Annotated in this window: 18 protein-coding genes and 3 tRNA genes; 14 read left to right on the plus strand and 7 right to left on the minus strand. The window is 55.4% G+C overall.

Annotated features, from left to right (window positions below):
• The first annotated feature begins 157 nt into the window (after positions 1-157).
• The gene (gene cysB, locus EP166_RS02895) at positions 158-1,132 is read left to right on the plus strand and encodes an HTH-type transcriptional regulator CysB (protein WP_127555300.1); all 975 of its coding nucleotides are present in this window, start codon (positions 158-160) and stop codon (positions 1,130-1,132) included.
• Between the two features lie 26 nt (positions 1,133-1,158).
• Here the strand turns inward: cysB and EP166_RS02900 are convergent, their stop codons facing one another.
• Positions 1,159-1,890, minus strand: coding sequence for a phosphoadenylyl-sulfate reductase (locus EP166_RS02900; RefSeq protein WP_127555301.1), 732 nt, complete (start codon positions 1,888-1,890; stop codon positions 1,159-1,161).
• Positions 1,891-2,201: 311 nt separating this feature from the next.
• Between EP166_RS02900 and thrH the strand changes: the two genes are divergently transcribed.
• Positions 2,202-2,819: a bifunctional phosphoserine phosphatase/homoserine phosphotransferase ThrH gene (gene thrH / locus EP166_RS02905; RefSeq protein WP_127555302.1), complete on the plus strand. Its 618-nt coding sequence runs from the start codon at positions 2,202-2,204 to the stop codon at positions 2,817-2,819.
• On the opposite strand, the gene pabB is transcribed toward thrH, so the two are convergent.
• Positions 2,808-4,184 carry an aminodeoxychorismate synthase component I gene (gene pabB / locus EP166_RS02910; protein ID WP_164743785.1) on the minus strand — a complete coding sequence of 459 codons (1,377 nt, stop codon included), beginning with the start codon at positions 4,182-4,184 and terminating at the stop codon, positions 2,808-2,810. The genes thrH and pabB overlap by 12 nt on opposite strands.
• A 240-nt stretch (positions 4,185-4,424) precedes the next feature.
• On the opposite strand from pabB, the gene EP166_RS02915 reads away from it, so the two are divergent.
• From EP166_RS02915 to EP166_RS02950, 8 genes are all read left to right on the plus strand, one after another.
• Positions 4,425-5,369 carry a DegV family protein gene (locus EP166_RS02915; RefSeq protein ID WP_127555304.1) on the plus strand — a complete coding sequence of 315 codons (945 nt, stop codon included), beginning with the start codon at positions 4,425-4,427 and terminating at the stop codon, positions 5,367-5,369.
• 261 nt (positions 5,370-5,630) lie between these two features.
• The gene (locus EP166_RS02920; RefSeq protein ID WP_127555305.1) at positions 5,631-7,031 is read left to right on the plus strand and encodes a PhoH family protein; all 1,401 of its coding nucleotides are present in this window, start codon (positions 5,631-5,633) and stop codon (positions 7,029-7,031) included.
• Positions 7,032-7,282: 251 nt separating this feature from the next.
• Positions 7,283-7,927 (plus strand): UvrY/SirA/GacA family response regulator transcription factor, encoded by a 645-nt coding sequence (uvrY, locus tag EP166_RS02925; protein WP_127555306.1) that lies wholly within the window; start codon positions 7,283-7,285, stop codon positions 7,925-7,927.
• A gap of 8 nt (positions 7,928-7,935) precedes the next feature.
• A complete protein-coding gene (gene uvrC, locus EP166_RS02930; protein WP_127555307.1) occupies positions 7,936-9,768 on the plus strand; it encodes an excinuclease ABC subunit UvrC in 1,833 nt (610 codons plus the stop codon).
• A gap of 144 nt (positions 9,769-9,912) precedes the next feature.
• A complete protein-coding gene (gene pgsA / locus EP166_RS02935; protein WP_127555308.1) occupies positions 9,913-10,482 on the plus strand; it encodes a CDP-diacylglycerol--glycerol-3-phosphate 3-phosphatidyltransferase in 570 nt (189 codons plus the stop codon).
• 160 nt (positions 10,483-10,642) lie between these two features.
• A tRNA-Gly gene (locus EP166_RS02940) sits at positions 10,643-10,717 on the plus strand.
• A 100-nt stretch (positions 10,718-10,817) separates the two neighbouring features.
• Positions 10,818-10,891 (plus strand) — tRNA-Cys (locus tag EP166_RS02945).
• 88 nt (positions 10,892-10,979) lie between these two features.
• A tRNA-Leu gene (locus EP166_RS02950) sits at positions 10,980-11,067 on the plus strand.
• 102 nt (positions 11,068-11,169) lie between these two features.
• Here the strand turns inward: EP166_RS02950 and EP166_RS02955 are convergent.
• The 4 genes from EP166_RS02955 to EP166_RS02970 all read right to left on the minus strand — a co-directional run bounded on the left by EP166_RS02955 (position 11,170) and on the right by EP166_RS02970 (position 14,828).
• Positions 11,170-11,727 (minus strand): cell division inhibitor SulA, encoded by a 558-nt coding sequence (locus tag EP166_RS02955; protein ID WP_164743786.1) that lies wholly within the window; start codon positions 11,725-11,727, stop codon positions 11,170-11,172.
• Positions 11,728-11,922: 195 nt separating this feature from the next.
• Entirely contained in the window at positions 11,923-12,405 is a 483-nt protein-coding gene (locus EP166_RS02960; RefSeq protein ID WP_127555310.1) for a DUF934 domain-containing protein, read from the minus strand.
• Positions 12,389-14,050, minus strand: a complete 1,662-nt coding sequence (locus tag EP166_RS02965; RefSeq protein ID WP_127555311.1) for a nitrite/sulfite reductase — start codon at positions 14,048-14,050, stop codon at positions 12,389-12,391. Before EP166_RS02965 ends, EP166_RS02960 begins: the two co-directional genes overlap by 17 nt.
• A gap of 544 nt (positions 14,051-14,594) precedes the next feature.
• Positions 14,595-14,828, minus strand: coding sequence for a DUF2970 domain-containing protein (locus tag EP166_RS02970; RefSeq protein WP_127555312.1), 234 nt, complete (start codon positions 14,826-14,828; stop codon positions 14,595-14,597).
• A gap of 273 nt (positions 14,829-15,101) precedes the next feature.
• Between EP166_RS02970 and EP166_RS02975 the strand changes: the two genes are divergently transcribed.
• The 3 genes from EP166_RS02975 to EP166_RS02985 all read left to right on the plus strand — a co-directional run bounded on the left by EP166_RS02975 (position 15,102) and on the right by EP166_RS02985 (position 21,376).
• Complete coding sequence (locus tag EP166_RS02975) at positions 15,102-19,907, plus strand: NAD-glutamate dehydrogenase (RefSeq protein WP_246026204.1); 4,806 nt, start codon at positions 15,102-15,104, stop codon at positions 19,905-19,907.
• A 148-nt stretch (positions 19,908-20,055) separates the two neighbouring features.
• Positions 20,056-20,280, plus strand: coding sequence for a DUF2835 domain-containing protein (locus EP166_RS02980; RefSeq protein ID WP_127555314.1), 225 nt, complete (start codon positions 20,056-20,058; stop codon positions 20,278-20,280).
• A gap of 76 nt (positions 20,281-20,356) precedes the next feature.
• Positions 20,357-21,376 (plus strand): quinone-dependent dihydroorotate dehydrogenase, encoded by a 1,020-nt coding sequence (locus tag EP166_RS02985; protein ID WP_127555315.1) that lies wholly within the window; start codon positions 20,357-20,359, stop codon positions 21,374-21,376.
• Between the two features lie 127 nt (positions 21,377-21,503).
• Here EP166_RS02985 and rmf read toward each other — a convergent pair whose 3' ends face one another.
• A complete protein-coding gene (gene rmf / locus EP166_RS02990; RefSeq protein ID WP_127555316.1) occupies positions 21,504-21,719 on the minus strand; it encodes a ribosome modulation factor in 216 nt (71 codons plus the stop codon).
• Positions 21,720-22,014: 295 nt separating this feature from the next.
• Here rmf and rlmKL point away from each other — a divergent pair, with 295 nt between their 5' ends.
• Positions 22,015-24,165 carry a bifunctional 23S rRNA (guanine(2069)-N(7))-methyltransferase RlmK/23S rRNA (guanine(2445)-N(2))-methyltransferase RlmL gene (gene rlmKL / locus EP166_RS02995; protein WP_127555317.1) on the plus strand — a complete coding sequence of 717 codons (2,151 nt, stop codon included), beginning with the start codon at positions 22,015-22,017 and terminating at the stop codon, positions 24,163-24,165.
• Positions 24,166-24,185: the final 20 nt, after the last annotated feature.

Raw genomic sequence — 24,185 nt, forward strand, 5'->3', positions numbered from 1 at the left:
ATAATTGATCATCTTTATATAACCTGATAGAAATTGTGCCGTGTGCGTAGTGACATGCAGCGACCTGGGTAGCGGTCGCTGTCGAGTACAGACCGACAACAAAAAAAGTGCCGGGCGATCGTTCTGGAACGGCACCGAACTGGCAAAGGGGAGCACTATGAAGTTGCAGCAATTGAGATACATCTGGGAAGTAGCTCATCACGATTTAAACGTATCGGCAACGGCACAGGTACTCTATACCTCACAGCCAGGTATCAGCAAGCAGATCAGGCTTCTTGAAGATGAACTCGGCATTGAAATTTTTGCCCGCTCCGGCAAGCATCTGACCCGCATTACGCCAGCCGGAGAGGCTGTGTTGAAGGTCGCCGGTGAGATTTTGCGCAAGGTCGACTCGATCAAGCAGATCGCGCAGGAGCACAGCGACGATCGCCAAGGCAGTCTGAGCCTGGCTACGACCCACACTCAGGCGCGGTACGCCTTGCCGCAGGTTATTGATAGCTTTATTCGCGACTTTCCCGACGTATCGTTACACATGCATCAGGGAACGCCCGTGCAGATTGCCGAGATGGCGGCTGACGGAACCGTTGATCTGGCCATTGCGACCGAGGGAATGGAGCACTTCTCGGACCTGGTGATGATGCCATGCTACCGCTGGAATCGCTCCATCGTTGTCCCAAGGGAACACCCGCTGGCAAAGCGCTCGCAAATCACGCTTGAAGACGTGGCGGCCTTTCCGATTGTTACTTACGTTTTTGGCTTTACCGGCCGGTCGAAACTGGATGAAGCCTTCCTGGAACGTGGCCTGACGCCCAAAGTCGTCTTTACCGCCGCCGATGCCGATGTGATCAAAACCTACGTCAGATTGGGGCTGGGGGTCGGTATTCTGGCGCATATGGCCATCGATCCCGAGCAGGACCGCGACCTGGTCAGTTTGGACGCCAGCCACTTGTTTGAAGCCAGCGTCACCAAAATAGGCATCCGCAAGGGCACTTTTATTCGCGGCTTTATGTACCGGTTCATCGAGCGCTTTGCGCCCCACCTGAACAAGTCGGTTGTTGACGAGGCGATGGCGACAACAAGCCGACATGAACTGGATGAGTTGTTTCAACACACCCAGTTGCCAACCTACTAGCTGGCTCAGCGACCGGCCGCTGTCAATCAGCTGGTAAAAGGCAGTGCGCCGGGTTTTCCGCCGGCGTGTAAACCGCATTCTTTCTGAGTGGCTTCTTCCCACCACCAGCGACCTTCGCGTTCGTGCTGCCCTGGCAGTACCGGACGTGTACAGGGCTCACATCCAATGCTGATGAAACCGCGTTCATGCAGGCTGTTGAAGGGAATCTCCATCATTCTGATGTAGTTCCAGACTTCCGCCGATGTCCAGTTTGCCAGTGGATTGTATTTGTACAGATGCTCGGCGCGGCCGGTGAAGCGGTCGTCGCGCTGTACATTGGGGACTTCAGCCCGGGTGCTGGGGCTTTGGTCTTTTCGTTGTCCGGTGATCCAGGCATCCAGACCACTGAGTGCGCGCTCCAGCGGCTCGATTTTCCGAATGCCGCAGCACTCCTGGTGCCCATCCTGATAAAAACTGAATAGGCCCTTTTCACGCACCAGGGTTTGCAGCGGTTCTGCTTGCGGTGAGTAGAGCTCAATTGGCAGATCGTAGTGATTGCGGACCTGATCGATAAACCGATAAGTCTCCGGATGCAGGCGGCCGGTATCCAGGGTAAATACCCGGGGTGATTGGGTCAGCTTGCTTAGCATGTGAACCAGCACAACGTCTTCCGCGCCGCTGAACGACAAGGCGATGTGTTCGTGTGTGTCGAGCGCACGTTTGAGGATGTCGCGGGGCGACAACCCGGAAAGTTCCAGATTCAGTTCGGTCAGATTCATGATAAGGCACGGCAGTCACGGTGAAGCGGCGACTCTACCAGCTTGCGAGGGTTTCGTTAAATAACCGCATCTCATAAGGTTATGTAGATGGATCTATGCGCCGGGACAAAGCGTTGGCAGTCGTGTGAGCTTCCGTGGAACGGTTCCACGTGGAGCGTTAGCTGTGGAACATTTTTTGATCAATAGACAGGAATGCCGGTTGCTGTGGCTTATCTGGCAATACTGCGATTCACTTAATGGCGTTGCCTTCTTTTGGCCAGCCCAGTACCGTTAACCGCTGCAATGTATACCACCATTAGGATGAGCCAACCGTGGAATTAGCCTGCCTTGACCTGGAAGGGGTTTTGATCCCTGAAATCTGGATTGCCTTTGCGGAAAAAACCGGTATAGATGTCCTTAAAGCCACCACCCGGGATATTCCGGATTACGATGTACTGATGAAGCAACGCTTGCAGATACTGGACGATCATAATCTGGGTCTGAACGAGATTCAGGCGGTGATCGCAGAGCTTGAACCGCTGCCCGGAGCCAGGGAGTTTGTTGATTGGCTGCGTGAGCGGTTTCAGGTCGTTATTCTGTCGGACACCTTTTACGAATTCGCGGCCCCGCTGATGCGCCAGCTGGGCTACCCGACGTTGTTCTGTCATCGGCTTGAAGTCGACGGCCAGGGCAAGGTACTGGATTACGTCTTACGTCAGCCCGATCCGAAACGAGCCTCGATCAAGGCGTTTCATGGGCTGAATTTCCGGTGCATCGCCGCGGGCGACTCCTACAACGACACCACCATGCTGGGCGAGGCCGATGCGGGCATTCTGTTTAATGCACCCGCTAATGTGATTGCCGAGTTCCCGCAGTTTCCGGCTGTGACCGGCTACGACAACCTGAAAGCGGCCTTTTTGCAGGCGAGCAATCGGGTTTTACCTGCCTGAAACCGTCCCCAGCGCATTAAGAATGTGCGCCACCTTGGTGGCGCTTTCCTCGTATTCAGCGTCGGCGTTACTGTCGGCAACGATGCCACCGCCACCTGAGCACATCAATTGGCCAGGTGTTCTCAGGAGCGATCGAATCAGGATGTTGCTGTCAAAGGCCCCGCTGTCACTGAGCCAGAATGCGGTGCCGCAATAGGGGCCGCGTGCGCACACTTCCAGTTCATCGATGATCTCCATTGCCCGGCGCTTTGGCGCGCCGGTAATGGAACCGCCTGGAAAGGCGTCGCGCAACACGTCCAGTGCCGTTGAGCCCGTTGCCAGGTCTGCGGTGATGGTGCTGACCAGATGATGCACGTTGCTGAATGCGACCGGCTTGCACAGCTCCGGTACTTTCACACTGCCTACCCGGGCATTGCGGGAAATGTCGTTGCGCAGCAAGTCGACAATCATCAGGTTTTCAGCCCGGTCTTTTTCGCTGTTTGCCAGCGCCTGCGACAAGCGCTGGTCTTCGTCCGGCGATGCCCCTCTGGGGCGTGTGCCTTTGATCGGTTGCGTTGTAATGTGACCCTGGTCGATGGTGATAAAACGCTCGGGTGACACACTCATCAGGGTGTGATCAGCGGCGCGATGGTAAACGGCGTAAGGGGCCTGAATCCGGTCGATCAGGTGGCTGTAAACCGACCAGTCGGAAACCCCGGGCGCTATGTCTGCGTACCAGGGGCGGGTTAGATTGGCCTGGTAAATGTCGCCCGCGAGAATGTATTCCTTCAGTGCGTCGAAGTGCTGCTGATAGGTTTCTCGGCTCATGCCCGAGCGCCAGGCGAGGGATTCAATAGGGGGCGGGGCCTCAGGGGTTGGAGGGCGTCTTCGAACGGTCTCATACCATCCCAAAACCCGCTGTCTCAGCGAATCGGGCAAGTGCTCTGATACGCACAAAAACGCTCGCCGTTGCTGATGATCTAACACCAGGCTCCACTCATAGCGGTCGATACTGGCCAAACAGGTAGGGCTAGGGTGGCGGCTGGTCAGGCCGTGCAGCCCATATCCGGCCTCGTAGTTGAGATGTCCGGCCAGGCCAGACGAAAAGGGCAGGTCATAGCCGGTGCCTGGGTTGGGCTGGCGTGCGGCCAGCCAGCTCAAAAAATCAGGGGTGTTAATCAGTGTTGTCTGACCCTGTTGCTCACACTCAACCTGCTGATTATCGAGCATCCGGTATCGGGTTTCCGGCCAGGCCGAACACCACTCCCAGCGGTGGCCTTCCCGCACGGGATTGCCGGAGTGAAACCAGATGGCCCCGGTTTCATTTGCCAGGGTCGCAAAGTAAGGGCGGGCGGTCGCTGTGTAGGGGAGTTCCAGACGCTGCAAGGTGTTCACTTCTTCGTAAATAAGCCGGCGCTATTCTAGCGATATTGAGCTGAAAGTCCTGCCATAGGGCAGGTTTAGTGAAATTTCTTCTGTAATGAATCGGTTACCGGGTAAAAAGGGGACAGATCCGACACCCGCCGAACACTGAAAGTTGACCGGGTTTACAAAAGCAGCGCACCATCTTTAACCGTTGACAGTTCAGCGCACTCAATAATAAAAAATCCACATCAGGAGTGAACCATGAGCACCGTTCTCGTTATCGATGCGGCCTGCGATTTGCCGTCTGGTTTTATCGATGACCGCAACATTAAATTGTTGCCTATCGCCATTCGGGTTGACGATCAGACCTACACGGATGTTAAAGATGCTCAAAAACTGACCGACTTCTATGCCCAGGACAGGCTTGGTCGTAACCATGATGCCGAATCCATCCCCTACAGCAGTGAAGAAATCGAACGGCTGTTTCTGGATGAGCTGGTGACCGAGTACGATTTCGCACTGGTGCAAACCGTCAGCCGGAAACGCAGCCCCATATACGACAATGCCACCAAGGCTTCACACGCCATTTTGCGCAGTTACCACGATGTTCGAGAAGCGGCCGGGCGCGACGGAAATTTTGGTATGAGGGTCATGAACTCGGGAACCCTGTTTTGTGGGCAAGGTGTGTTGGCTGCATTCACCAGCGACATGATAGAGCGCGGTAAAGCGAAGAACGAGATTCTCAAACTGGCCGATGCCATGCGCCAGCGAATCTATGCCTATCTGGTCGCTCCGGATGTGTATTACATTCGTGAGCGGGCACGCAAGAAAGGCGATGAAAGCGTTGGCATGCTCACGGCTCTGGTGGCTAAATCGCTTGATATCGTGCCAATACTGTCTGCGCGGGGCGATGATACGTTTCCGGTTGCCAAGGGGAGGGGGTTTGACGCCAGCGTCGACCGGTTGCTGCGCTACGCCATTCGCCAGCTAGAGCACGGCTTGTTGACGCCATATGTGGTGGTGTCGATTGCCGGCGACCTTTCTGGTCTGGAAAGCCATGAGGGCTTTAAGGCATTGCAAAGTACGGCTGCCAGCAAGGGTGTGACCGTACTCAGTTGTGTGATGGGGCTGACTGGCGGGCTGAATGTTGGTCCGGGCAGTATCTGTGTGGCTTTCGCCGCTGAAGACCATGAGTTTGACGGCTAGGCGTCCAGATCTTTTCATTCGTTGAGCAAAAGGGGGGAGACAACCAGACTCGGGTCACCTATTCTGAAACGGTGCCAACAGAAAGGTGAACTTGCTCGCTCAAACCGGTCCGGTGCCTCCAGACCAGGCTTGGTTGCCGGGTGTTGAGGCCCGCCGGGAAGTCGTTTGTTCAGTCAGATATTGTCTGGGCAGCCAGGTCACCCGAATGGCTGCCGCGCTGGAGCAACCCTGCTTGCTCCGCTGTCCCGACCAGGAGAAGTTATGCACGCATCTGCTCGTGAAGGTTCCAGCCCGAAAATCTACGCCCTAGATACCAACGTCCTGATCCACGACCCCAATGCGGTTTTTAACTTTGAAGAACACCAGGTTCTGGTGCCCATGGTGGTGCTGGAAGAGCTCGATAAACTCAAAGTTGGCAGCACGGCACTGGCGGCTGATGCTCGTCAGTCGGTGCGTACCATCGACGCTATTCTAGGGGGGGCTACGCCCCAGCAAATCATGGAGGGTGTCGGTATTGAACGCCAGCACACCCAGCAAAGTGTGGGCACGCTGAGCATCATGATGCCCAGAGATCCCTCGGCGTCTATCCTGCCGGCACACAGCAACGACAACCGCATCATTAACGATTTGCTGGCGCTGCAAGCCCAGCATCAGGAAGCGGAGGTGGTGCTGGTTACCAAAGACATCAATATGCGGCTCAAGGCCAGAGGCAGCGGCCTGCAATCCGAGGACTACCATAACGACCAGCTGATTTCCGATATAGACAGCCTCACCACTGGCTACCATGCTCTGGAGGGCAGTTTCTGGGAGCAGATTGAAGCCGTTGCTCCCCAAAACATTCGAGGTGAACGTTACCATGTGATCGATAAGACGGTGTTGGCGGAAGTACTGAACGAACCGTTTTATGCCAATCAGTTTTTTTACGACCAGAAAGAGTTTGTTGGTCGTATTCACCGGGTGGAAGAGGCTCAGGTGTCGATAGAGATGCTCAACACCGGGGTGCTGATGCGTCAGAAAGCCTGGGGGATGGTCCCGCGCGATTTATTTCAGGCCATGGCCATGTACCTGTTGTTCGATCCCGAAATCGATCTGGTCGCGCTGAATGGGGCTGCCGGTAGTGGCAAAACCATGCTGGCGCTGGCCTGTGCCCTTGAACAGACGATGGAAACCAAGCAGTACAAGCGCATCATCGCGACACGCAGTACACGTGGGCTGGACGAAGACATCGGCTTTTTACCGGGAACCGAGACAGAGAAAATGCAGCCCTGGCTGGGCGCTTTTACCGATAACCTCGAAGCGCTGCATGCAGAAGATTTTGATCCGGGCAGCAGTCAGGATTTCGTGGGGGCCAAGGTGCCCATTCAATTCAAGAGCTTGAATTTTGTTCGTGGACGCAGCTTCCAGCAAAGTTTCATGATTGTCGACGAAGCCCAGAATCTTACCCCGCACCAGATCAAGACCATCATCACCCGGGCCGGGCAGGGTACTAAGGTCGTGTGTCTGGGCAACCTCGCTCAGATTGATACCCCCTACCTGGGGCCAACCAGTTCAGGGCTGACCTACATGAGTGAGCGGTTCAAGGGGTTCGAGCACGGTGGCTCCATTACGCTTGAGGGCGTTGCGCGGAGTCGACTGGCGGCGTATGCGGAATCGCATTTGTAGTGATTGCAGCAGTAATGTCGTTAACCCGGAGGCCGTGGGTTGACGAAAAAGTGACATAGTGCTTTTCTCCGATGGGGTTGAGCCGTATCATGGGCCACTGTGGGTGAATTGGCATTCCAGTGGTCTGTATTTTGCGCCAATGCCGGTTCCTCTCTGCTGTCACAGGCCTTCAGAGCCATTCGACAGTATCTTTTTCCCAGGACGGACAAAACCTCAGGATGAGAAGTACAGTTAACGGTTGAGGTGGGTGCGTGATCCAGGTAATCGTGGTAGACGATCATGATCTAGTGCGGATGGGACTGGTCCGGTTGCTGGGCGACGCTGATGGCATTGAGGTCATCAAAGAAGGCGCCAGCGGCGAAGATGCCATTCGTCTTGCCAAAGAGCATGAACCGGATGTCATCATGATGGATGTGCGCATGCCCGGCATCGGCGGCATTGAAGCCACCCGCAAGATTCATCGTCAGTTTCCGGATATTCGTATCATTGCTGTGACTGCCTGTGGCGACGATCCGTTTCCTGCGCGCCTGTTGCAGGCCGGTGCGGCTGGCTACCTGACCAAAGGCGCCTCGTCCGAAGAGATGGTGCTGGCCGTGCGCACTGTGGTTGCCGGGCAGAAATATCTGGCCCCCAATGTGGCTCAAAAACTGGCGCTGCAAAACTTAGGGGCAGGGGGGTCACCTTTCTCGGAGCTGTCTGACCGGGAAATGCAGATCGCCACGATGATCTGCTCTTGCAAGAAGGTTCAGGAAATCTCCGATAAGCTATGCCTGAGCCCTAAGACGGTGAACACCTATCGCTATCGGATTTTCGACAAGCTCAGTATCTCCAGTGATGTGGAGCTGACGCATCTGGCCATTCGTCATGGCATCCTGGAACCCAACGAGATGGTATAATCCTGGCTATGCCAGAGACAACGCACCCCTTTGACCACAAAGCCTACCTCAAACATCTGACAGCCCGGCCCGGTGTGTACCGCATGTACGACACCGACGGCCAGCTGCTTTATGTGGGCAAAGCCAAGAACCTGAAAAACCGGGTATCGAGCTATTTTCGCAGCCGCGGGTTAACCAACAAGACCCTGGCGCTGGTGGCGCGTATACAGCGCATCGATACCACCGTCACCCACAGCGAAACCGAGGCCCTGCTGCTTGAACAAACCCTGATCAAGCAGCACAAACCGCCTTATAACATTTTGCTGATAGACGACAAATCCTACCCCTATATCCGTCTGACGACCGAGCATGAATCGCCCGGGCTCTATGTTCATCGGGGTGCTCGACGCGGCAAGTCCGAGTATTTTGGCCCTTTTCCCAATGCCAGTGCAGTGCGCGAATCTCTGGCGATTTTGCAGAAAGCGTTTAAGGTTCGCCAGTGCAAGGACAGCGTCTTCACCAACCGGCAACGTCCCTGTTTGCAATATCAGATCAAACGCTGCAAGGCGCCCTGTGTCGGGTTTGTCAGTGAAGAGGAGTATCAGGCCGACCTGGAGAAAACCCGGGCTTTCCTGCAGGGTAAGAATCAAACCTTGATTCAGACCCTGGAACTGGAAATGGACACCTCGGCAGCCGAACTGGATTTTGAAAACGCCGCCGAAGTACGTGACCAGTTGCTGGTGTTACGCAAAGTTCAGGAGCAGCAGTACGTCTCCAGTGACCGGGGGGATGTCGATGTCTTTGCGCTGGAATCCGGCGACCTTGGCCTCTGTGTGCATTATCTGATGATTCGTCAGGGTCGTCTGCTCGGCAGCCAAAGCTACTTTCCCAAACCCGGCACTGAAGAGGAGCCGGCCACCATAATGCTCAGTTTTCTCGGTCAGTATTATTTTGGCCGTACTCACGATGATTGCCCGCAGAGCGTGGTACTGAATGTTCCGGTGACTGACAAAGACTGGCTTGAAGCGGCGCTGTGCGAACATTTTGGCCGCAAGATTACGCTGAGCAGTTCAGTACGCGGTCGTAATGCCCGATGGCTGGAGCTGGCTCAAACCAATGCCCGGGAACAACTGCAGCAACGCATCAGCCATCGCCAGCAGGTTGTGCAGCGTTTCGAGGCCTTGCAGTTGGCGCTGGAGCTGGAGGAAATGCCAGAGCGCATCGAGTGTTTTGACATTTCTCACAGTTCCGGTGAAGCCACCACAGCATCCTGCGTTGTTTTCGATCAGAACGGCCCAAACAAGAGCCTGTATCGCAAGTTCAACATTGAAGGGGTGACTGCCGGTGATGACTATGCCGCCATGTCCCAGGCGATTGAACGGCGCTACAGTCGTTTGCAAAAGGAAGAAGCCAAATTGCCCGATCTGTTGATTGTTGACGGCGGCAAAGGCCAGATGAAAATGGCAAGAGAGGTCATGGATGAGCTGGGTGTGGCTATTCCCCTGCTGGGCGTTGCCAAGGGGGAAACCCGCAAGCCAGGGCTGGAAACTCTGTTTTTTGAAACACCGGATCAGGTGGTTCAGTTACCAAACCACGCCCCGGCCCTGCACCTTATTCAGCATATTCGGGATGAAGCGCACCGCTTTGCTATTACCAGCCACCGGGCCCGGCGTAGCAAGGCCAGAGTCGGGTCGCTACTGGATGACATTCCCAATGTGGGTCCGGGGCGTCGCAAAGCGCTGATTCGTCATTTTGGCAGTGCACAGGGCGTCAAGGCCGCCAGTCAGGAGGAAATAGCCCGGGTGAAAGGGGTGTCCCGGGCGCTGGCAGAATCGATCTACGAATTTTTGCACAGCCGTTGACCCGGTATCGGGCAGCATCAACCGACTGTGAAAAAAGTACCCGTCCGGGCCATGCAATGGTTTACAGTGTGGAACAAAGCTGGAATCCTTCCGCCCGTTGGACGCAAAGCGGACCTTGCTGGTCCGCACCATTAAAGGAAGGCTATGAACATACCGAATATCTTAACGTTGTTCAGGATTCTGATGATTCCTGTCGTCGTTGTCGTCTATTACCTGCCGCAAAGTTGGTCGTTTCTGCTAGCCGCGGTCATTTTCACGGCCGCAGCCATAACGGATTGGGTCGACGGCTACCTGGCTCGCAAATTGGGCCAAATGACCCCCTTCGGTGCCTTCCTCGACCCGGTAGCCGATAAACTTATCGTCGCGGCTGCGCTTGTGGTGCTGGTCGAAAGTCACAGCAGCATCTGGATGACCGTGCCGGCGGTTGTGATTATTGGCCGGGAAATCGTTATTTCCGCATTGCGTGAATGGATGGCAGAGCTGGGCAAGCGTGCCAGTGTTGCGGTAAACATGCTGGGCAAGGTTAAAACCACGTTGCAAATGGTTGCCATCGTTATCCTGCTGACTCAGGATCCTGCCATGCGCACGGCGCTCTCGGCAGAGTGGCTGGCCAATCTGGGCCTGCTGGCACTTCAGGTATCCGCCGTATTGACTCTCTGGTCGATGATCGTCTACTTGCGAGCCGCCTGGCCGGAATTGCGACCCAAGGCCTGAGCGCTCATCTGAGCCAGGGTGGTGTCGCGGCGTAAAAGTAAGCTAAGTGCCTAAATTGTAAAGAAAAATAATTGACGCCCCATAAACGAATGCTTAGAATGCGCGCTCGTTGATTGGGGTTGGGGCTGTATTTCCAGCACCAGATGAACGAAGCAGTAAAGCGGGAATAGCTCAGTGGTAGAGCACAACCTTGCCAAGGTTGGGGTCGCGAGTTCGAATCTCGTTTCCCGCTCCAATTGAAGCGCGACCCGAGGGTCACGACCGGAATGCCGGCCAGTTGAATCTCGTTTCCCGCTCCAAGTTAAAATGCCTGTATACACAGGCAAGCCTGTAAAGGCTGGATGGCAGAGTGGTCATGCAGCGGACTGCAACTCCGTGTACGCCGGTTCGATTCCGACTCCAGCCTCCATTTCCTCACTCGGAAGTGGCTAAATAGCCCTAGGCAGGGTTCTGCAGTATCCGCGGCATCGTGACCGCACCGAGACAGTCCTCGATTCGCCCGGATGGTGAAATTGGTAGACACAAGGGACTTAAAATCCCTCGGCCATTGCGGCCGTGCCGGTTCGATTCCGGCTCCGGGCACCAGTTTCAGCCATAGCGCTTACTAACCTTCAGCCTTTGCTAGTCCTTCTGCATATCCTTTTCAATCCACAGTCTTCATAAACTGCATTAAGTTCGTCATTGGTGTCAGAATGCCAGGGCCAGTTGGCGCTCAACGTTGGGCGTTGCTGCCTTGTCGGTGTCGTTAACGGCCTCGGAGCGCGTTGTGCCGAACGGCCGAAAGACGAACACCAGCGTATCACTGCTGTCACCCGTCTGTTTCATCTGTGCGCGCCTGGCATCGTTGTATTCGCCTTGCGGGGGCCAGCACAATACGGCGCTGCTCTGTCCGTTGTGCAGGACGTCGTCCAGTGTCTTCCAGTAATCTCTGATGGTGCGGGTATGAATGATCTGAACCTTGCGGGTATCAACGCCAGCACGGGCCAGCGCGCGTTCATTCGGCAAGCAGGGCGGGGCGATAAAGGTTATCCATTGTTTCTTCTGGCTTAGTTGCGCCAGAACCGGGACTAGCAGCTGCAATTGCCGCAGCCCTTCTGCCTGGCAGAAGACTTCCGTCAGGGTGCTCATTGTCAGCGCGTCAGCAGCGGCCCGGGCGTGATGTGGCTGTGGCCGCGTTGCCCGGTTGCGCCAGACGGGAGTGTGACGGTCGGTTTCGGTCTGAGTGATCTGTGCGGTTGCGGACATGACGGCCTCCTGGTTACTGTTCATCTATACAGTAACTGTAGTTATATACAGTGATTCGGGTGTCGTCAACTTTTTTGTGATCGAGTTGGTGTCTTTGCAGCAGTGTTGGGCTGGTTTTCTGGCTGGCAGGGTAAAAAAAAGGCCCTGCTGAGAGGGCCTGTTCGGGGGACGCTGGCGTGAGGTTGGGAAAGCGCGTCAGCGACGTTCGAATAAAGGAGTGCTGTCGGTTCCGCTCTGGTAGCGAACACTGAACGGAGTCAGCATTGCTAGTGCGACCGACGCTTCGTCGTCGGTTCGGCAGGCAAAGGCGTTGATGCCGCAACGACCCATATAAAACACCTGATCCGGCAAAAAGTCGCCAATGGCCCGAAGCTCACCGGAATAGCCATAGCGTTCGCGCAGCAGGCGGGCTTTGGAGAAGCCCCGACCATCGGCGAACTTGGGAAAGCGCAGTGCAATCAGTGCCAGGTTGTCCAGGCTGCCAGTCACGTCTTCTGCCATCTGTTCATCGTTCAGCCAGACACCGATGTCGCGATCGGAAGCATCCCATTCGGCCTTTTGAGCCAGGTAGAGAGCCAAAGGTAGAATCATCGGGCCTTGGGCCGGCAGGGGCGCGTCGTCTTCAACGAGTGTCCAGGGGTCGTCCTGGCGCTGGCCGTCTTTAATGAGATTTTGCATAAACACGCTCCTTGAACGGCTCGATGCCAATTCGGTCAACGGTATCGATAAAGGCTTCGTCGGGCCGACGGTGGTCAACATAGACCTGAATGACCTTGTCGACCACGGCGGGCACTTCGTCGGCCTTGAACGACGGTCCGAGGATCTTGCCAACCCGGGCATTCAGCCCGGAGTCGCCACCGAGCGATACCTGGTAGAACTCTTCGCCTTTTTTATCCACACCGAGAATGCCGATATTACCAATGTGGTGGTGACCACAGGCGTTCATGCAGCCGGAAATGTTCAGGTCGATGTCGCCCAGATCAAACAGATAATCCAGATCATCAAACTGAGCCTGGATCGCTTCGGCAATCGGGATGGATTTGGCGTTGGCCAGAGCGCAGTAGTCGCCACCGGGGCAGCAGATCACGTCGGTCAGGGTGCCAATGGTTGGGGTGGCGAAGCCATGTTGTTTGGCAGCTTCCCAGAGTTCGAACAGCTGATCCTGACGCACATCGGCCAGGATCAGGTTTTGTTCGTGGCTAACGCGCAAACCACCCAGTGAAAATGCATCGGCCAGTTGTGCCGCCGCGCGCATTTGGCTCGAGGTGCAGTCGCCCGGGGCATAGCCCACCTTCTTGAGTGACAGGGTAACGGCTGCGTAGCCCGGTTTTTTGTGGCCAGTGACATTGCGTTCCAGCCAGCGGCCGAAGCCCGGGTGGGCGTCTTTCTGTTCGGCCAGCACAGCGTCGGCATCACTCAGTTCGGCGTAATCCGGGTCGATGAAGTGCTTGCCTACGCGCTCGATTTCAGCCTCGGTCAGAGTGCCCGGGCCGTCTTTCAGGTGGGCCCATTCAGCCTCAACCCGATCACGAAAGGCGTCTACGCCTAGCGCTTTCACCAGAATCTTAATCCGCGCCTTGAATTTGTTGTCGCGCCGGCCGTTCAGGTTGTAGACCCGCAGGATGGCATCGAGGTAAGTCAGCAAATGCCTGGCTGGCAGGTAATCGCGGACGTTTTGGCCCACCAGCGGCGTACGGCCGAGGCCACCACCGACAAACACGCTAAACCCGATATCACCGGCTTCGTCTCGCACCAGTTCCAGACCAATGTCGTGAAACCGGACAGCTGCCCGGTCTGAGTCCGGGCTGGCATTGACGGCAATCTTAAACTTGCGCGGCAGAAAGGCGAATTCTGGGTGCAAGGTCGACCACTGGCGAATCAGCTCGCACCAGGGGCGCGGGTCGGCAATTTCATCTCGCAACACACCGGCGAACTGGTCGGTGGTTGTGTTGCGAATGCAGTTGCCCGACGTTTGAATGGCGTGCATCTGCACCTCGGCCAGGCCCGCCAGTATGTCGGGCACGTCTTCCAGTGCGGGCCAGTTGAACTGGACGTTCTGGCGCGTGGTGAAATGGGCATAGCCTTTATCGTACTGTTCAGTCAGGTCGGCCAGGCGATAGAGCTGTCTGGAAGACAGCAAACCGTAAGGAATGGCGATGCGCAGCATTGGTGCATGGCGCTGGATATACAGGCCATTTTGCAGGCGCAGCGGCAGGAACTCGTCATCGGCGATTTTGCCATCGAGGTAGCGCTCAGTTTGCTCTCTAAACTGGGCAACGCGTTCATCGACCACTTTCTGGTCGAACGAATCGTACAGGTACATGCAGTCCGCCTATCCAATGAGGGTGTTGGCTTACACTATAGAGAAAGCCTCTTATTCCATAAACAATTTATATTTCATAATTTTATGCTATACCGTTATATGAGACGGCTTGAACCGCCGTCCAATAGACGATTAAATGGCTCGCGTAAATAGCATTCTGGTCCAAAAGCGCTAGCCAGGGCCCGGGAACAACGTTTCCCCGGAATGGTCGCCTAGGGTCGATGGGCTGCAACAGCAGCATGATAGAATGTTAATACCCTGTCTTCGGCATACCAGAACAATGGATGCTGCCACACTGAAAACATGCTCACAAAAAGAACAAAAAGGGGAATTTAATTATGGCAACAACCAAGAAATCAGGCATGACAGATGCTCAGGCGGATGCCATCGCGGCAGTTATTATTGTCACGACCGTTGTGGTTGCAGCGGTTTATTGGGTTGCAACCGCAACCTGACAGCACCTTGACTCTGCACAAGGTCACAAGGTAATGCCGCTAAGGCCCTGCAAAGGGCCTTTTTAGCAGGGGGCTCGCTGGCAGTCTGCTTAAGGTGCCAGCAAGGTAACCAGCCCAATCAGGCTGAATACAAACAGCACGGTGAACAGGATGCCACCGATGATGAAGGGCCAGATACTGCCTGATGAAAAATCGCTGACGCGATTTTTGTCGCTCTGCACACCCACCAGCCCAGCCAGCAGGCTAATCAGTAACTTCGACCATCGCGGTTTGCGGGCACGATTTTCAGTGTCATTAGCAGTCGAACCTGTCTTGCCGGACATGATACAGTCTCTCACTTCAGTATTATCAAATAGATTTCATAAATGCGACCCTGCATCCTGCAATGCGACAAAGCCCCGCAAAACGGTGGCCGGCAGGATGAAAGGGGGTGTCGATTACTAGAGAATACGCCCGGTTCAACTAGTATCAAACGAGCACTTGGAATCATCATTCAGATACAGCACAACCCATACTACCTGTAAATCAACAGTGAGCAATGCCTGACATTGCCGGACATTAAAAAAGAAAAACAGAGGCCAACAATGACGCAAACCATGTCTCATCAGCGAAGTGAGTTGCTTGAAAGCTTGCATGCCCGCCTTCAGCCCCATTTCCCGAAAGAGCACAGTGATAACCTGAAGACGCTGATTCATGCCCTGTTCAAGCATGCGTCAATGCAAGACCTGCTTTCCTATGAAATGACCGACTTGGCCGGTCTGGTGGTTTCAATGTGGCGCACCTTGCAGGGCGGGAAAGCACAGCATGGCCTGGTCAATGTATTCAACCCCAATGTCGAAGAGCACGAGTGGCAGTCGCCGCATACCATCGTGTCCATTTTGCATTCGGATTTGCCATTTATTATCGACTCTGTTCGACTCACCCTGAACCGTCTGGGTGCCAATATTCATACCATTTTTCACGCCAGCCTGGCTGTATCGCGCAACAAAAGCGGTCAATTTGACGGTTTTTCGGGTAAGGGTGCCCAGGAATTGCTGCTGCTGATTGAGGTAGACCGCACCACCATCGCCAGTGAGCGCGATCGTATCGAGAGCGAAATTCGCTCCGTGGTCCAGGATGTTGAGCGGGTTGTTGACGATTACACCGCCATTCTGCAGAAAACCCGGGATGCCATCAGCGATTTCAACACCCTGAAATACCCGGTAGACGCCTCGGAGCTCGATGAAGGCAAGGTTTTCATGAAGTGGCTGGCCAATAACCACTTCACCTTCCTGGCCTATGATGAATACGTTGTCGAGGGTGATACGGTTAAGCAGGTTGAAGGCAGTGCGCTTGGGTTGTTCAAGAAGAGCCCAAAGCGCCGTGATGAGACCATTGCCGGAATGTCCGAGCACCGCCGTTCTCATGTCTTTGAGAAAGAACTGCTGATTTTCTCCAAATCCGGTCACCGGGCCAATGTTCACCGCCCGGCCTATTCGGACTATGTGCTGGTCAAACACTTTAATGACCAGGGTGAGGTGGTTGGCGGGCGCCGTTTTCTGGGGCTCTACACTTCGACCGTTTACAACGAGGCACCGGTCAATATCCCTGTTGTGCGTCGTAAAATTGAGTTGGTTCTGGAAAAGAGCGGCTTTGCCGAGGGTGGCCACAATTACAAGGAGCTGGCTTCTATTCTCTTTACCTTCCCGCGTGATGAACTTATTCAGGCGTCGGTCGATACCCTGTTGAGCATGACGCTGGACGTACTGGCCATTCAGGAACGCAAGCGCATCCGGTTGCTGCTGCGCAAGGATATCTATGGCAAGTTCCTGAACGCCATCGTCTATATGCCGCGCGATATCTTCAATTCGCAACTGCGTCAGCAAGTGCACGACCTGCTGGTTGAACAGTTCGATGTCGAAGGGTCTGATTTCACCACCTTTTTCAGTGAATCCGTACTGGCACGAACACGGTTTGTGTTCAAACTGAGCCATCCGATTGACGAAGAATTACCGACCGAGCTTTTGGAAAAACGCATCGTTCAGATCGCCCGTCGCTGGACGGATGAACTGCAACAGGCGTTGATCGAGTCGTTTGGTGAAGAAAAGGGCATGCGTTTTCACCAGCGTTATGTTGAGGCCTTTCCGGCCAGCTATCGCGAGCAATACAGCGCCCGGGTGGCGGTGGCTGATATCCAGCGCATGGAATCGCTCAACGCGACCAATGCCGACCCCATCACGCTCAGCTTTTATCGTTCGATGGAGCCCACGGGCAGTGAGCTGAAACTGAAAATCTTCAACAAAGGCTCGGCATTGCTTCTGTCTGACCTGATTCCGGTTTTGGAGAACCTGGGGCTAAAGGTCATCGACGAATATCCCTATGAGATCAATTACGGGGAAGACAGCTGCACCTGGATCTACGATTTCTCCCTGCTGTACGAGCCCGATCCGGACCTTGATCCGGCCAAATACCGCGATGAGTTCTCCCGGGCCTTTATCAATATCTGGAATGGCCGGGCTGAAAACGACGCCTACAACCAGCTGATATTGCGCGCCCGCTTAACCTGGCGCGAAGTCGCCATGTTACGTGCTTACGCGCATTACATGAAGCAGCTGCGCTTTGGCCTGTCACAGGAATACATCGCCGACACCCTGATCAAATACACCGAAATTACCGACATGCTGGCCGAGCTGTTTTCGGCCCGGTTCAGCCCGGCCAAACAAAAAGGCAAATCGCAGGTCGACAAGTGGTTGCAGGGCATTGAGCAGTCACTGGAGAGCGTCAACAACATCAACGAAGACCGCATCATGCGGCGCTACGTTGAGCTGATGAAAGCGACTTTGCGCACCAACTTCTATCAGGAAGATGAACCCGGTCGCCGCAAAGATTACATCAGCTTCAAACTGAACCCGGCTAAAATCAGCGGTATTCCCTTGCCGAGGCCGATGTTTGAGATCTTTGTCTACTCACCGCGCGTCGAAGGTGTGCATTTACGCGGTGGCAAGGTGGCCCGTGGTGGACTGCGCTGGTCCGATCGAATTGAAGATTTCCGTACCGAAGTACTGGGGCTGGTCAAGGCACAGCAGGTTAAGAACGCGGTTATTGTGCCCGTGGGTGCCAAAGGTGGATTCGTTGCCAAACAACTCCCATTGGACGGTGATCGCGAAGCCTTTATGCGCGAAGGCATTGCCTGCTACAAAACCTTTATTCGGGCGTTGCTGGATGTCACCGACAACCTCAAAGAAGGTGAGTTGATCGCGCCCGAGAACGTCGTGCGCTACGACGAAGACGACCCCTATTTGGTTGTCGCCGCCGACAAAGGCACCGCAACCTTCTCTGACATTGCCAATGCGGTCGCCGACGAATACGACTTCTGGCTGGGGGATGCCTTTGCCTCAGGCGGCAGTAATGGGTATGACCACAAGAAAATGGGGATCACTGCCCGGGGTGCCTGGGTCAGCGTACAACGCCACTTTCGTGAACTGGGTCTGGATGTCCAGAAAGACCCCATCAGCGTGGTTGGCATTGGCGATATGGCTGGCGATGTCTTTGGCAATGGCCTGCTGCGTTCGCAAACGCTGAAGCTGGTGGGTGCCTTCAACCACCTGCATATTTTTGTGGACCCGGAACCCGATGCCGCGGCGAGTTTCGCCGAGCGGCAACGGTTGTTTGACCTGCCGCGTTCGAGCTGGGAAGACTATGATGCGTCGCTGATTTCCAAAGGGGGCGGCATTTTCAGCCGCACCGCCAAGTCGATTCCGGTTTCGAAGGAAATGAAAGCGGTGTTTGGCATCAGCAAGTCAAAGATATCACCGAACGATCTGATCAGTGCCATGCTCAGGGCGCCGGTGGATCTGTTGTGGAATGGCGGTATCGGCACTTACGTCAAAGCCAGCCACGAAAATCATACTGACATCGGCGACAAGGCCAACGATGCGTTACGGGTCAATGGCAACGAGTTACGCTGCAAGGTGATTGGGGAAGGGGGCAACCTGGGCTTCAGTCAGCTGGGACGGGTGGAGTTCAACCTGAACGGCGGACGCTGCTTTACCGATTTTATCGACAATGCCGGCGGTGTCGATTGTTCTGACCACGAAGTCAACATGAAGATTCTGCTGGACGATCTGGTCGCCAATGGTGACCTGACCGTCAAGCAGCGTAATGAATGGCTGTTCAAGCAGACCGAGGATGTATCCCGCCTGGTCTTGCGCAACAACTATCGTCAAACCCAGGCGTTGGGTCTGGCGTTCACCGAGTCGAGCCGGCGTGTGGAAGAATATCGCCGTCTGATCAATTCGATGGAAGCCGCTGGAAAGCTGAATCGCTCGCTCGAGTTTTTGCCCTCGGACGACGACATTACAGAACGCAAGACGCGCGGCCTGGGTCTGACGCGACCTGAGTTGTCTGTGCTGATTTCTTACGTGAAAGGGGATCTGAAAGAGCAGCTGATTCGCGAAAATGTCGCTGAAGATGCCTACCTGGAAGACGCGGTAACAACCGTATTTCCGGAAAAAATGCTCAAGAAGTTCGAAGGGCCGATGCGCCAGCACCGGTTGAAGTCGGAAATCGTCGCCACCCAGGTTGCCAACGACATCTTCAACTACATGGGCATCGCCTACTTCAACCGGCTTCAGGAAAGCACCGGCGCATCACCCGTGGAAGCGGCCAAAGCATACGTTGCAGCGCGGGATATCTTCGGATTGCATGGGCTATGGGATCAGATTGAAGCTCTGGATCATCAGATTCCGTGCGAGCTGCAAAGCCAGCTGATGTTACGCACCGCCCGCATGGTCCGGCGCGCCAGCCGCTGGCTGGTAAAGAATTACCGCACCGGAATAGACATCAGCAACGTCATCAGTTTGTATCGGGAGCCGGTAGAACGGATGATCGATGCGCTGGAAACGCTGTTGCCTGAAGAGCAAAAAGAGAACTGGCTGAAAGAAGCCGCAGCGCTGGAAGAGCAGGGGATTCCGGCCGACGTGGCACGGCGTGTCTGTGCGTCTGAAATACTGTACACGACCCTGGGCGTCATCGCCGTGGCACAGACCCAGGAGCGCGACCCTATGTTGGTTGCCCAGGGTTACTTCCGGGTCGGCGATGCGCTGGAACTGGATAACTTTGCCGACCAGGTCAACAGCCTCAGTGTCAATACGCACTGGCAGGCCATGGCCCGGGAATCCTTCCGGGACGACCTGGAATGGCAGCAACGACGCATTACTCAGGGTCTCTTTGCGCAAATGGAGAAGGGCAGTGAGCTGGAGCCGGTGGTCTCAGAATGGCTGGAACGTAATACCATTCTGGTCGAGCGCTGGTTACGGATGATGAGTGAGATTCGGGCTGTCAATGAACCCGAATTCAGCATGTACAGTGTTGCGATTCGCGAACTGCTGGATCTGTCACAGGCGACGATGCCAGAACTCTGACGTAACAAGCCTAAGTAGAAGGCTGTTTGAAAAAGGCTCCCCCGGGAGCCTTTTTTGTTAAAGGCCAGCTTGTGTGCGCATTGAAAGTCAGCATAATCACTGTCTGAACACCCTTCACCGATCCTGACACCCCGGAGACCCGTTCTGCATGGCGCAGCACCTCATTGTGGATTTGTACATTTCAGCAGATGACTATCTGCGACATTACAAAGGACAAGTTTCACAGGTGGTGTGCGAAGCGCGTGATGGTCGGCGTGTTCGTTTCCCGTCCAGTATCCTGCAGCGCTTCGTCACCCGCAGCGGCATACACGGCAGTTTTCGCATCGAATTTGACGATGCCAACAAACTGGTATCCGTTAAACGTATTGCCTGATCGAAGCCTGTTGGCGGCTCTTAAGTCTGGGCTGAGCGGGTGCTATACTCCGCGCCGTCCAAAACGGAGCCTGCCCATGTATAACCTGATCCGCCGTGCCTTGTTTACCCTCAGTCCGGAAACCTCCCACGACCTCAGTCTCGATGGGTTAGGTGCCTTGCAGCGGCTGGGGGTATTGGGCGCGTTCAGCAAGAAACCGGAAGGCCGGCGGACAAGGTTGTGGGGCATCGATTTCGAGAATCCGGTCGGTTTGGCCGCCGGGCTCGACAAAAATGCCGATTATCTGGATGCGCTGGGGACCCTCGGCTTTGGCTTTGTTGAAGTGGGCACGGTAACACCGCGGCCGCAACCCGGTAATCCGCATCCGCGATTGTTTCGGTTGCCCGAGCATCAGGCAATCATCAACCGGATGGGCTTCAACAACAAAGGTGTCGACTACCTGGTAGAGCGCGTTAAACGCAGCCAATACCGCGGTGTGATCGGCATCAATATCGGTAAGAACAAGGACACCCCGGAAGACGACGCTCTTAGCGATTACCTCACGTGCCTCGACAAGGTATACGCCCATGCGGACTACGTGGTGGTGAACGTGTCGTCACCGAATACCCCCGGGTTGCGCAATCTTCAGTTTGGTGAGGCCCTGACGCGTTTGCTGGCCGGGCTCAAGGAACGGCAGCATCGCTTGACGGTGATTCATGGTTTCAAGCCCCTGCTGATCAAGATCGCTCCGGATATGACCTCCGAGGAAGTGCAGAGTGTGGCCCGGGCACTGGCGGAATCCGGCATTGATGGTGTGGTAGCGACCAATACCACCTTGGAACGCGAAGCCGTTGCGGGCCACCCTCATGCAGAGGAAAGTGGCGGCTTGAGTGGTGCCCCCTTGCTCGAGTCATCGACTCGGGTGCTGAGACAACTGCGAGAGATACTGCCAGCGCAGGTGCCTATTATCGGCGTTGGTGGTATCTGCTCTGCGGCCGATGCCCGGAAAAAGTGGGATGCCGGCGCCGATCTGGTTCAGATCTACAGCGGTTTCATTTACCAGGGGCCTGGCCTGGTTCGGGACTGTGTGCAGGCTTCTTTGTCTCGGGCTGAATAGGGCTGAGTGTGGTTGTGAAAGGGGAGTGAGCGACCCGAACGTTCGCCAAGGGGCGGAAAAGGGCACAAAAAAGCCGGCAGAATGGCCGGCTTTTGAGTCAAGGGTAGTGAATGTTGGATGACAAGAGTCAGTGGGGCATCAGTACTTCGTTGATACGGTGTACACCGCGTACGCCTGTGAAACCATCCCACTGATCGGATCGTCCTTCGCGCCACCCGTTCATCCACTCCTGATGGACCTCGGGTTTGCCGTCGGGACATAAACTTTTGGATCTACCCTCAAGACCAGCCATGTAGCCTTTTTGATAAGCACGTCCTAGCGGGTCACGTTTTTGTCGCTTCATAAATAGACCTCTCTTTCAGTCCATGGGATTAAACCCGGCCTTCCGAGCCGAGCGTTGTGAAGCTCTTATTACGACTATCCTTCTGGTACTGTTGTATCGAAAGATGGCCACTGGTGTCGATGACCAATTCAGTCTAAAAAACCTCGTTTTAAGTGCTCGATGTCATAAAATGGTGGTTGTAATTGCAACACTGCTCTGGAATCGGTGTTGTGAGGCGAGCCATCTAACCCTGTTCGCGGGTTTTAATAAACTCCCGGCAGTCATTTTCGTTTTTTTATAGAGATTTTGTCTAACCATGCCTTCAGACGCTGTTCAAACGCCGCACAACGAAATCTGGATCACCTGTCCCAACGGTTTTCATGCCTTGCTCAAGCGGGAAATTACCGATCTTACCGGCGTGGTCCCGCGCGACTGGGCTCGGGGCATGGCGCTTGACGCTCCGTTGCTGGAAGCCTATCGCCTGTGCCTCTGGAGCCGGCTCGCCAACCGTATCTATTTGCCACTGGGGCAGACGGATGAGATGAGCATGGACGGGCTCAAGGCATTGGTTGACAGCATCGACTGGGATCAGCATGTGCGGCCCTCGGGCACGCTCAGGGTGGATTTTCAGGGGCATTTGCCGGGTATTGACGACTCACGGTATGGCGGACAGAAGGTTAAGGATTTTATTGTCGACCAGATGCGCGAACGCCATGGCGTCCGCCCGGATGTGGACCGGGATGCACCGGACATCAGTGTCGTCGTGCTGATTGGGCGCAAACGCATCGATCTGGCGCTGGATCTGTCGGGGGATTCGCTGCACCGGCGTGGCTACCGACGGGCGACCGGTCCGGCCCCGCTGAAGGAGAACCTGGCAGCGGCATTGCTGTTGGCCACGGGTTGGCCCGAGCGGGCGCGGGCCGGAGAAAGCTTTATCGATCCATTGTGCGGCTCGGGCACCCTGGTAATCGAAGCGGCGATGATCGCCGCTGACTTTGCCCCGGGCTTGTTGCGCCCCAGGTTTGGCTTTGAAGGCTGGCTCGGGCATGACCGGGCAGCCTGGAACACCTTGCTGGGTGAAGCGCGCGCCAGGCGCCAGGACGGTGAAGCCGCCATGGTGCCGGTACTGGGATACGATGCCGATGGCGGTGTTGTTGCCCGTGCCAATGAAACTCTGGAGCGGCTTGGCCTTAGTCGCCAGACGCGCTGTTATCACAAGCCATTGGCCGAATGGTCGCGGCCAACGCACCTGGCACTCAAACCCGGCCTGGTGGTGACCAATCCGCCCTATGGCGAACGCCTGGGTAACAAACCTGAGTTGCTGTCGCTGTACCTGAAACTGGGCAATCTGGCTCAGACCGAGCTGGCTGACTGGACGGTGGCTTTGCTGACGTCCGATACCGTTCTGGCCCGGGAAACGGGGCTGCGAGCCGCCGAGAAGCTGCGTTTTTTCAACGGACCGATAGAAACCCACCTCTATGTATTTCCAGTCGGAGACCGCACCGCCCATCAGCCCAGCCAGCAGGTGGCGCAGGATGATGCCTTGCGCAATCGGTTGTTAAAAAACCTGAAGTTGCGGCAAAAGTGGCTCAAAAAGGAAAACATAGAAGCCTTCCGCTTGTATGATGCTGATCTGCCCGAATTTGCCATCGCCATCGACTGCTACGGCGACAGTCTGCATGTGCAGGAATACGCACCGCCCAAGGAAATACCCGAAGAGAAAGCCCGGCAACGCCTGATGCACGCCCTTGCGGTATTGGGCGACGTCACCGGGGTGCCCGCCGAGCGTACCGTGCTCAAGCAGCGCCAGCGGCAACGCGGCAAGCAGCAGTACGAACGAAAAGACAGCGCGGGTGACGTCTTTACCATTGCCGAGCACGGCGTGAATTTGCAGATCAACCTGAGGGATTATCTCGATACCGGGGTTTTTCTGGATCACCGGCCGACACGGCTCTGGATTCAGCAGCATGCTAAGGGCAAGCGCTTTCTGAATTTGTTCAGCTATACCGGCGCGGCGACGGCCCATGCCCTGATCGGTGGTGCCAGCAGTACAACCAGTGTGGATCTGTCACGGACTTACCTGAACTGGGCGAAAGACAATTTACGCCACAATGGCGGTCAGGTTTCGGGCCATCATCGCTTTATCCAGGCCGACTGCATGACCTGGATTGAGGAAAACAACGAGACCTTTGATCTGATTTTCATGGACCCGCCGACGTTCAGTAATTCGGCCCGCATGACGGATACCCTGGATATACAGCGGGATCACCCGGGCCTGATCCGAGCGGCCATGAACTCATTGGCCAGCGACGGTGTGCTGATATTTTCCAACAACTTCCGCAAGTTCAAGCTGGATCCGGAATTACTGGCGTTGTATGACGTAAAAGACGTGACTCAAGTGTCGATTCCATTCGATTTCAAACGCTCACGGCCGCATCAGTGCTGGCACTTTCACCACAAAGGGTAATGTCGGCGCCCGGTACGCAT

Origin of the sequence: Saccharospirillum alexandrii (assembly GCF_004000275.1) — a bacterium.
Lineage (GTDB): Bacteria > Pseudomonadota > Gammaproteobacteria > Pseudomonadales > Natronospirillaceae > Saccharospirillum > Saccharospirillum alexandrii.

Bases quoted from the DNA above. Each gene is read 5' to 3' on its own strand.
- rlmKL (WP_127555317.1), top strand. From the start codon at position 22,015: ATGCCTTCAGACGCTGTTCAAACGCCGCACAACGAAATCTGGATCACC.
- EP166_RS02965 (WP_127555311.1), bottom strand. From the start codon at position 14,050: ATGTACCTGTACGATTCGTTCGACCAGAAAGTGGTCGATGAACGCGTT.
- EP166_RS02955 (WP_164743786.1), bottom strand. From the start codon at position 11,727: ATGTCCGCAACCGCACAGATCACTCAGACCGAAACCGACCGTCACACT.
- rmf (WP_127555316.1), bottom strand. From the start codon at position 21,719: ATGAAGCGACAAAAACGTGACCCGCTAGGACGTGCTTATCAAAAAGGC.
- EP166_RS02960 (WP_127555310.1), bottom strand. From the start codon at position 12,405: ATGCAAAATCTCATTAAAGACGGCCAGCGCCAGGACGACCCCTGGACA.
- EP166_RS02920 (WP_127555305.1), top strand. From the start codon at position 5,631: ATGCACGCATCTGCTCGTGAAGGTTCCAGCCCGAAAATCTACGCCCTA.
- EP166_RS02900 (WP_127555301.1), bottom strand. From the start codon at position 1,890: ATGAATCTGACCGAACTGAATCTGGAACTTTCCGGGTTGTCGCCCCGC.
- cysB (WP_127555300.1), top strand. From the start codon at position 158: ATGAAGTTGCAGCAATTGAGATACATCTGGGAAGTAGCTCATCACGAT.
- EP166_RS02980 (WP_127555314.1), top strand. From the start codon at position 20,056: ATGGCGCAGCACCTCATTGTGGATTTGTACATTTCAGCAGATGACTAT.
- EP166_RS02985 (WP_127555315.1), top strand. From the start codon at position 20,357: ATGTATAACCTGATCCGCCGTGCCTTGTTTACCCTCAGTCCGGAAACC.
- EP166_RS02975 (WP_246026204.1), top strand. From the start codon at position 15,102: ATGTCTCATCAGCGAAGTGAGTTGCTTGAAAGCTTGCATGCCCGCCTT.
- EP166_RS02970 (WP_127555312.1), bottom strand. From the start codon at position 14,828: ATGTCCGGCAAGACAGGTTCGACTGCTAATGACACTGAAAATCGTGCC.
- pgsA (WP_127555308.1), top strand. From the start codon at position 9,913: ATGAACATACCGAATATCTTAACGTTGTTCAGGATTCTGATGATTCCT.
- EP166_RS02915 (WP_127555304.1), top strand. From the start codon at position 4,425: ATGAGCACCGTTCTCGTTATCGATGCGGCCTGCGATTTGCCGTCTGGT.
- uvrC (WP_127555307.1), top strand. From the start codon at position 7,936: ATGCCAGAGACAACGCACCCCTTTGACCACAAAGCCTACCTCAAACAT.